This is a genomic window from Cupriavidus sp. SK-4 (assembly GCF_000611125.1).
Taxonomy (GTDB): domain Bacteria; phylum Pseudomonadota; class Gammaproteobacteria; order Burkholderiales; family Burkholderiaceae; genus Cupriavidus; species Cupriavidus necator.
In genome coordinates this window covers 183676-192086 of the sequence record NZ_JFJW01000036.1, presented here as the reverse complement: position 1 = coordinate 192086, position 8411 = coordinate 183676, and the positions used below count along the sequence as shown (strand labels likewise).

Below are 8411 nucleotides of genomic sequence, written 5' to 3'. Positions count from 1 at the left end.
CCATGCCCGGCACCCCGGCGCAAGCGCCGGCATGGCTGGCCGACGCCCAGGCGGCACGCGCCGACGACCCGCCCGGCCTGCTGGACCGACTGCCGCCGGCCGCGCGCGCCGGCTTTGCCGATCCTGCCGACTCCCCCGATGACCACCCGCTCGGCTACGCCATCGCCCAGCTGCATGGCATCTATGTGCTGGCGCAGAACGCGCGCGGGCTGGTGCTGGTGGACATGCATGCCGCGCACGAACGCATCCTGTACGAGCAGATCAAGGCCGGCCTGGATGCGCGCGACCTGGCGGTGCAGCCGTTGCTGATCCCGGTCACGCTGCCCGGCAGCCCGGTCGAGATCGGCGTGGCCGAAGAACACCAGGAGACGCTGACGCTGCTGGGCTTCGATATCGCCCCGGTGTCGCCCACCACTCTCGCGGTGCGCGCGGTGCCGGCGCTGCTGCAGCAGGCCGATGCCGAAGCGCTGGCGCGCGACGTGCTGCGCGACCTGCATGCCTATGGCGGCTCGCGCGTGCTGGCCGAGCGCCGCAACGAACTGCTGGCCACCCTCGCCTGCCACAGCGCGGTGCGCGCCAACCGCAAGCTCACGCTCGAGGAAATGAACGCGCTCTTGCGCCAGATGGAGCAGACCGAGCGCGCCGACCAGTGCAACCACGGCCGCCCGACCTGGGTGCAACTGACCGTGACCGAGCTGGACCGGCTGTTCCTGCGCGGGCAGTAAGCCGCTCGCCCGCACGACTCATCCAAGGTTTCCGATGTCCGCCGCCGTACCCCACGATTCCGCCACGCATCCGCCCGTGGTCTGCCTGCTCGGCCCGACCGCCTCGGGCAAGACCGCGGCCGCGCTTGCGCTGGCGGCCGACGCGCCGGTGGAGATCATCAGCCTGGATTCGGCGCTGGTGTACCGCGAGATGGATATCGGCACCGCCAAGCCCACGCGCGAAGAACTTGCAGCCGCGCCGCACCACCTGATCGATATCATCGACCCGGCCGACAGCTACTCCGCGGCGCAGTTCGTCACCGATGCCGAACGGCTGATCGCACAGATCCGCGCGCGCGGCCATGTGCCGCTGATCGTCGGCGGCACCATGCTGTACTACAAGGCGCTGACGCAGGGACTCAATGACCTGCCCCAGGCCGATGCCGCGCTGCGCGCGGAGCTGGACCAGCTTGCCGCCGAGCGCGGCTGGCCGGCGCTGCATGCGATGCTGGCCGAGGTCGACCCGGTCACTGCGGCGCGGCTCGCGCCCAATGACGCGCAGCGCATCCAGCGCGCGCTGGAGATCCACCGCCTGTCCGGCCAGCCGATGTCGGCACTGCTGGCGCGCCAGGCCGAGGGGCGCACCTTTGCCGGCGCGGCGGACCAGCGCTTTCGCGTGATTGCGCTGGAGCCATCGGACCGCCTGGCGCTTCACGCGCGCATCGCACAGCGTTATGACGCGATGCTGGCCAACGGCTTTATCGAGGAAGTCGAGCGGCTGCGCAGGCGCGGCGACCTGCATCCGGGCTTGCCGTCGATCCGCTGCGTCGGCTACCGGCAGGTATGGGAGTACCTGGACGGCGACGCAGACTTTGCCACCATGCGCGAGCGCGGCATCGCCGCCACGCGCCAGCTGTGCAAGCGCCAGCTGACCTGGCTGCGCAGCACGCCCGAGCGGCTGGTGGTGGATTGCCTGGCGCCCGGGTATGTCGACCAGGTGCGCAAGCTGGCGGACTTCGGGCACTGACCCGATTGCATGCAAGCTGGCACAGCAAGTGACGCACAGGCGATAATTCCGAATCCCTGTTTTCCGGAAAGCCGACCCAGCATGTCCAAGCCCGCCTTCACGCTCCGCCCCGCCACCGCCGCCGACAGCGAGACGCTGTTCAACCTGATCCTGGCGCTGGCCGAATACGAAAAGCTGACGCATATCGTCGAAGCCACGCCGCAGAAGATCCAGGATGCACTGTTCGGCGCCACGCCGCATGCCGAAGCGGTGCTGGTCGAAGTCGACACCGATGGCGGCCGGCAAGCCGTCGGCTTTGCCCTCTTCTTCCACAATTTCTCAACCTTCCTGGCCAGGCCCGGCCTATACCTGGAAGACCTGTATGTCGATCCGGCCTGGCGCGGCCACGGCCTGGGCAAGGCGCTGCTCAAGCACCTCGCGGCGCTGGCGGTCGAGCGCGGCTGTGGCCGCTTCGAATGGTCGGTGCTCGACTGGAACCAGCCGTCGATCGACTTCTACCAGGCCATGGGCGCCGACGTGCTGCCCGACTGGCGCATCTGCCGCGTGACCGGCGAGGCGCTGGACAAGCTCGGCGCGCAGTAAGTCGGCAACCGGTCCGACGCCGGTGTTATACACTTGATGGCGAGCCGCCATACAATAACGACACCGACTGTCTTTTTTTCCGGGCCGCCAACGCCAACCGCCATGCCACGAACCAAAGCCGACCTGCCCGCCACCGACGGTATCAATGTGGCCGACGCGGACAGCGCGCGCGGCGCGTCGGTCGAGGCAATCGCCGACCGCATCCTGACCGCGATCTGGGAGCACCGGCTGCCGCCGGGCACCAAGCTGGTCGAGGAAAAGCTGGGCGGCGTGTTCGGCGTGAGCCGCACCAAGGTGCGGCTGGCCTTTGCCAAGCTGGCGCATGAAGGCGTGCTGACGGTGCATCCCAACCGCGGCACCTTCGTCTCCAGCCCGAGCGTGGCCGAAGCGCGCCAGGTGCTGCATTCACGCCACCTGCTGGAACCCGCACTGGTGCGCGACCTGGCCGGCGCCATTGGCGCGCCGGGGGTGCGCGCGCTGCGCGAGACCACGCGCCAGGAAGCACAGGCGCGCGACAGCGACAACCGCCGCGCCATCATCCGGCTGTCGGGCGAGTTCCACTGCAAGCTGGCGGAAATGACCGGCAACCAGTACCTGGGCAAGTACATGCGCGAGCTGTGCTCGCTGACCTGCCTGATCATTGCGCTCTATGACGCGCCGGGCGTGCCGTCGTGCCCGCACCATGAACACGACGACATCGTCGATGCACTGGAAGCCGGCGACGGCGAGCGCGCCGCGCGGCTGATGACCGAACACCTCGGCCATGTCGAAAGCACGCTGCGGCTGGAGTTGCCGACCGAGGAAAAGGTCGATCTGGAAGCGGTGTTCGCCGCGGTCTGAGCCGCGGCATCATCGGAAGGGAAGCGGCTTAGCGGTGCTCGATGCGCGCCGCCAGCGCCGCGGGCAAACCTAGCGTGGGCTTGGCATCCGGGCGGCGGAACGTGCCCGCGGTGGCCTTGCGCGGCTGCAGCGCGACCAGCGCCTCGGCCTGCTTGACGGCGGCGGCCATCTGGTCGACCACCGGCACCGGAATGCGGTCGCGCACGCGCGCGGCCAGGCCGGCCAGCGGCGCGCCGGCCAGGATCACCACATCGGCTTCATCCTCCACCACGGCACGGTTGGCCAGTTCCACCAGCACGGCTTCCTTCTCTTCCTGCACGTCCGACACCGAGGCAAAGCTGCCGTCCAGCATGCGGATGCCGGCCAGCCGGCTGCGCAGGCCATGCATGTCCACGCACTCCTCATACCAGGGCCCCAGCGCCCGCGCAAAGGTCACGATGGCAAAGCGCCGGCCCAGCATGCAGGCCGACAGCATCGCCGCCTCGGCCATGCCCACCACCGGCAGGTCGAACAGTTCGCGCGCGCCCATCAGGCCGGGGTCGCCAAAGGCCGCGATGATGGCCGCGTCGAACTGGCCATGGTGCTCGGCCAGCATCTCCAGCGCGATGGCGCCGCCGATCTGCGCCTCGGCGCGCGTGGCGATATAGGGCACGCCGCGGCTGGCGGTCAGCGGCACCAGCTCGGTGCCGGGGGCCGCGGCCTCGGTGGCCGCCGCCATCAGCCGCGCGGTGATGCCTTCGCTGGTATTGGGATTCAGGACAAGGATTCGCATGACGGTTATCCGGCAGGGTTGAGCAGCGGCGCCAGCACGTTTTCGGCCAGCCTGGCCGCGGCCAGCACGTTGCGGTCGGCACCGCGCGGGCCGGCAATCTGCAGGCCCGCCGGCAGCCCGTCGCGGCCATGGCCGCAGGGCACCGAGATGGCCGGCGCCAGCGCATGGTTGAAGAAGGGCGTGAACACCGCATGGGCGCGCGGCTCCACCGCCACGCCGCCGATCCGCTCCGGCCCGAGCCGGTCGTTGCGCCACGCCACGCACGGGGTGGTCGGGCACAGCAGCAGGTCATAGCGGGTAAAGAACCCCGCCATGGCCAGCGCGATCTGGTGGCTGGCTTCGCGCGCGCGGGCCACGTCGGCGCCGCTCCAGGCCAGCCCGCGCTCGATCTGGCGCGCGATGTCGGGATCGAACAGCTCCGGGTCGCGGCGCCAGGCCTCGCCGTAGAGATTGGCCAGGCCGACATGTTGCAGCGGCATCAGCGCGGCCTCGTCGGCGCCCTTCGGCCAGGCCGGGTCGGCACGCTCGATGGTCAGGCCCGCGGCCTGCAGCCGGGCCACGGCCTGCTCGAAGGCCTGCGCGACATCGTCGTCGACCGGGGTGTCCAGGCCCAGGCGCAGGCTGACCGCGATCTTCAGCGTATGCAGCGGGCGCGCGGCCCCAAGCGAGAAGCCCAGCGTATCGGGATCGCGCGGATCGGCACCGGCCAGCGCCTCGAACATCAGTTCGGCGTCGGCCACCGTGCGCGTGATCGGCGCAATCACCTGGATGCCGTTGAAGGCATGGGGAAAGCCGACCGAATCGGGAATCGCGCCGTAGGAAGGCTTGAAGCCGACCACGCCGGCATGCGCGGGCGGGCGCCGGCTGGAACCGCCGCCGTCGGTGCCCAGCGCCAGCGGCGCCATGCCGGCCGCCACCGCCACCGCGCAGCCGCCAGACGAGCCGCCCGCGGTCAGCGTGGCATCGAGCGGATGGCGCGTCAGCCCGTAGACCTTGTTGGTGGTCAGGCCCTTGCAGGCAAACTCCGAGGTATTGCCCATGCCGAGCACGATCGCGCCGGCCTGGCGCAGGCGCTCGACCGCAATCGCGTCGGCGGGCGCAATGAAGTCGCGGTACAGCTGCGAGCCCTGCGTGACGCGGCGGCCCTGGCTCCAGATCACGTCCTTGACGATCACCGGCACACCCGCCAGCAGCGGGCGCTCGCCCTGCGCCAGGCGCGCGCGCAGCTGCGCCAGGTCGGCATCGACCAGTTCCTGGCGCTGCTCGAACACGGCGTTGAGTTGGTCATTGCGCGCCGCGATGCGGGCCTGGAAGGCTGCGACCACCTCGGCGGGATCGAGGCGGCCGGCGGCGACGCGGGCCGCGATAGTGGTGGCGTCCAGGCGGTTGGTCAGTTCCATGTCAGTCGTTTCAGTCAAAGCATCGGCAATGCTGCCGCCGTCACAGGCTGCCGCCCGAGGTGCGATAGCGCGGCCTGGCCATCTCCGGCAGGCCGCACGGCAGGAACTGGCCATGGCCGGCCTCGGCCAGCACCTCGCCCTCATGCGCCACCACCTTGCCGCGCACCAGCGTGGTCACCGGCCAGCCGGTCACGCGCAGGCCTTCATACGGCGTGTAGTCGACCGCATGGTGCAGGCCGGTGTTCTGGATCGTCACTTCACGCTGCGGATCCCAGATCGCCAGGTCGGCATCGGCGCCGATGGCGATGGTGCCCTTGCGCGGATGCAGGCCGTAGAGCTTGGCGGGGTTGGTCGAGGTCAGCGCGACGAACTGGTTGACCGAGATGCGGCCGCCCACCACGCCAGCCGAGAACAGCAGCGGCAGCCGCGTTTCCAGGCCGGGGATGCCGTTGGGGATGTACTGGAACGGGACTTCCTTGCCGCCAGGCTTCTTGCCCTGCGCGTCTTCGTAGCGGAACGGTGCATGGTCGGACGAGAAGATGGTGAAGAGGCCGTCGGCCAGGCCGTCCCAGATCACTTCCTGGTTGCTGCGGTCGCGCGGCGGCGGGCTGCACACGCACTTGGCGCCGTGGTAGCCCGGCTGGTCGAGGTCTTCGGCAGTCAGGAACAGGTACTGCGGGCAGGTCTCGGCAAAGATCTTCATGCCGCGGTTGCGCGCCCAGCGGATCTGCTCGACCGCTTCCTTGCCCGATACATGGACGATCAGGATCGGTACGTCGACCAGCTCGGAGAACGTGATGGCGCGGTGCGTGGCCTCGCGCTCGATCGCCATCGGCCGGGCCAGCGCGTGGAATTTCGGCGCGGTGTTGCCCGCCGCTCCCAGCTTCTCGGTCAGCCAGGCGATGCAGTCCGAGTTCTCGGCGTGCACCATCACCAGCGCGCCCTCCTGGCGCGCCACTGACAGCACCTCAAGAATCTCGCGGTCGTTCAGCTTGAGGTCGTCGTAGGTCATGTAGATCTTGAACGACGAATAGCCCTCGCGGATCAGCCCCGGCAGCTCGTCCTGCAGCACCGCCTCGGTAGGATCGGCCACGATCAGGTGGAAGGCGTAGTCGACCACAGCCTTGCCGTCGGCGCGCTGATGATAGTCGTTCACCGCGGCGCGCAGCGAATGGCCCTTCTCCTGCGCGGCGAACGGGATCACGGTAGTGGTTCCGCCGCAGGCCGCCGAGACCGAGCCGGTGCGGAAGTCGTCAGCCATCCTGAGGCCGTCCGGCATCGGCTGGTCCAGGTGGCAATGCGCATCGACGCCGCCCGGCAATACCAGCTTGCCGCTGGCGTCGATGGTCTGCGCGGCCTCGCCCAGGTCGTGGCCGAGTTGCACGATGCGGCCGCCGGCGATGCCGATATCGCACTGCATGGTGTCGCTGGCGGTCACCACGGTGCCGTTGCGGATGATCAGGTCGAACTGTTTCACGATACTGCTCACGAGAAGATTGGTACTGCCGCCCTCAGCGGTCCGCGTCAGACAGGTGCATGCGATTAGTTTCACGCGCGGCCGCCGCGGCGATTGCGATCAGCGCGCACACCACGGCCAGGTAGATCGCCACCGGCGCGGTGCTGCCAAAGCGGTCGAGCAAGCCGATCGCAATCAGCGGGGCCAGCGCGCCGCCGAACACGCCGGCGAACTGGAAGCCGAGCGAGGCACCGGTCACGCGCACCCGGGTGGCGAACAGCTCCGGCAGGAACGACGCCAGCGGCGAAAACATGAACGACACCAGCACCATGCCGACGAACGAGGCCAGCATGATCAACGCCGGGCTGCCGGTCTTGACCAGCGTGAAGAAGACAAAGGCCCACACCGCACCGCCGATGCCGCCGATCATCAGCACCGGGCGGCGCCCGATGCGGTCGGCCAGGTAACCGGCGACCGGGATGAACAGGATCTGCGCCAGCGCACCCAGCAGCACGGCATTGAGCGCGATGCTCTTGGGCAGGCCCAGCTTGGTCGGCACGAAGTACAGCAGGAACAGCGTGAACACGTAGAAGGCGATATCGCCGCCCAGCCGCGCGCCGAAAGCGATCAGCAGCTGCTTCTTGTAGTTGCGCAGCACTTCCATGATCGGTGCGCGCGCTTCGGCGTGGGATTCCTCCAGCTTCTCGAACATGCCGGATTCACGCACGTTGGAGCGGATATAAAGCCCGACCCCGACCAGCAGCGCCGACAGCAGGAACGGCACGCGCCAGCCCCAGCTCAGGAAGGCTTCTTCCGAGACCTGCCAGGTCACCAGCGCGAACACGCCGTTGGCCAGCAGCAGGCCGATCGGCGCCGCCAGCTGCACCAGGCTGCCGAGGATGCCGCGCCGCTTACCTTCGGGGTCCAGCTCGTTGACCATGATCGCGGCCCCGCCCCACTCGCCGCCCAGGGCCAGGCCCTGCACCACGCGCAGCAGCACCAGCAGCACCGGTGCCAGTGCGCCCGCGGCGGCATACGTCGGCAACAGGCCGATGCCGAAGGTCGCCAGGCCCATCATCAGCAGCGTGATGATCAGGATCGACTTGCGGCCCATCTTGTCGCCGAAGTGGCCGAAGATCGCCGCGCCGAGCGGCCGCGCCACGAAGGCCACGCCGTAGCTGGCAAAGGACAGCAGCGTCGCGGTCAGCGGGTCGCTCTGCGGGAAGAACAGCTTGGGGAAGACCAGCGCGGCGGCCGATCCGTAGATGAAGTGGTCGTAGAACTCGAGCGTGGTGCCGGCCAGGCTGGCCCCGGCGACACGCGCGACGGATTGCTTCTGGGGCGACGCGCCGTTCTTGGCTGCTGCGTCGATGCCGACTGCTTGCATGGTGGATCCTCCAATGGTCCCTGGCCTGCCCTGGCGCGCGGTGGTGGTCCCCGGCGTCGCTTTCGGGCGTTGTCTCCGACGCGGCATGCGTGTGCGGCGTCTTTGCTCAGTACATTAGGATATAAACCGCCATACAATCAAGTTGAATTTTGTTTTTCAGATTTGGTGCAGATGCATGGTGGATTTTGGTGCAGCGCACCAGGATGGGTGTTGGGGTTGGCGCGATGCGGCCGGATGTCGTGC

Annotated in this window: 7 protein-coding genes and 1 pseudogene; 4 read left to right on the top strand and 4 right to left on the bottom strand. The window is 68.9% G+C overall.

Annotated elements, in window-relative coordinates; genetic code table 11:
• The 4 genes and pseudogenes from mutL to CF68_RS08195 form a co-directional block, all read left to right on the top strand.
• Positions 1–725 (top strand): annotated as a pseudogene (mutL, locus tag CF68_RS08210) (DNA mismatch repair protein MutL); the annotation flags it as partial.
• Positions 726–759: 34 nt separating this feature from the next.
• The gene (gene miaA / locus CF68_RS08205) at positions 760–1731 is read left to right on the top strand and encodes a tRNA (adenosine(37)-N6)-dimethylallyltransferase MiaA (RefSeq protein ID WP_035817288.1); all 972 of its coding nucleotides are present in this window, start codon (positions 760–762) and stop codon (positions 1729–1731) included.
• 81 nt (positions 1732–1812) lie between these two features.
• Positions 1813–2313: a GNAT family N-acetyltransferase gene (locus tag CF68_RS08200; RefSeq protein WP_035817287.1), complete on the top strand. Its 501-nt coding sequence runs from the start codon at positions 1813–1815 to the stop codon at positions 2311–2313.
• A 102-nt stretch (positions 2314–2415) separates the two neighbouring features.
• Entirely contained in the window at positions 2416–3153 is a 738-nt protein-coding gene (locus tag CF68_RS08195; protein ID WP_035817286.1) for a GntR family transcriptional regulator, read from the top strand.
• Between the two features lie 28 nt (positions 3154–3181).
• Here the strand turns inward: CF68_RS08195 and CF68_RS08190 are convergent, their stop codons facing one another.
• The 4 genes from CF68_RS08190 to CF68_RS08175 are packed head-to-tail and all read right to left on the bottom strand — an operon-like array spanning position 3182 to position 8168.
• Entirely contained in the window at positions 3182–3925 is a 744-nt protein-coding gene (locus tag CF68_RS08190; RefSeq protein WP_035817284.1) for an aspartate/glutamate racemase family protein, read from the bottom strand.
• A gap of 5 nt (positions 3926–3930) precedes the next feature.
• On the bottom strand, positions 3931–5325 hold the full coding sequence (locus CF68_RS08185; RefSeq protein ID WP_035817282.1) for an amidase: 1395 nt from the start codon (positions 5323–5325) through the stop codon (positions 3931–3933).
• Between the two features lie 40 nt (positions 5326–5365).
• Complete coding sequence (hydA, locus tag CF68_RS08180) at positions 5366–6802, bottom strand: dihydropyrimidinase (RefSeq protein ID WP_035817281.1); 1437 nt, start codon at positions 6800–6802, stop codon at positions 5366–5368.
• Between the two features lie 34 nt (positions 6803–6836).
• Positions 6837–8168, bottom strand: coding sequence for an MFS transporter (locus CF68_RS08175; protein WP_035817280.1), 1332 nt, complete (start codon positions 8166–8168; stop codon positions 6837–6839).
• Between the last annotated feature and the right edge of the window lie 243 nt (positions 8169–8411).

Excerpts from the sequence above, each read along its gene's own strand:
- CF68_RS08185 (WP_035817282.1), bottom strand. The coding sequence starts at position 5,325 with ATGGAACTGACCAACCGCCTGGACGCCACCACTATCGCGGCCCGCGTC.
- miaA (WP_035817288.1), top strand. The coding sequence starts at position 760 with ATGTCCGCCGCCGTACCCCACGATTCCGCCACGCATCCGCCCGTGGTC.
- CF68_RS08190 (WP_035817284.1), bottom strand. The coding sequence starts at position 3,925 with ATGCGAATCCTTGTCCTGAATCCCAATACCAGCGAAGGCATCACCGCG.
- CF68_RS08175 (WP_035817280.1), bottom strand. The coding sequence starts at position 8,168 with ATGCAAGCAGTCGGCATCGACGCAGCAGCCAAGAACGGCGCGTCGCCC.
- CF68_RS08200 (WP_035817287.1), top strand. The coding sequence starts at position 1,813 with ATGTCCAAGCCCGCCTTCACGCTCCGCCCCGCCACCGCCGCCGACAGC.
- CF68_RS08195 (WP_035817286.1), top strand. The coding sequence starts at position 2,416 with ATGCCACGAACCAAAGCCGACCTGCCCGCCACCGACGGTATCAATGTG.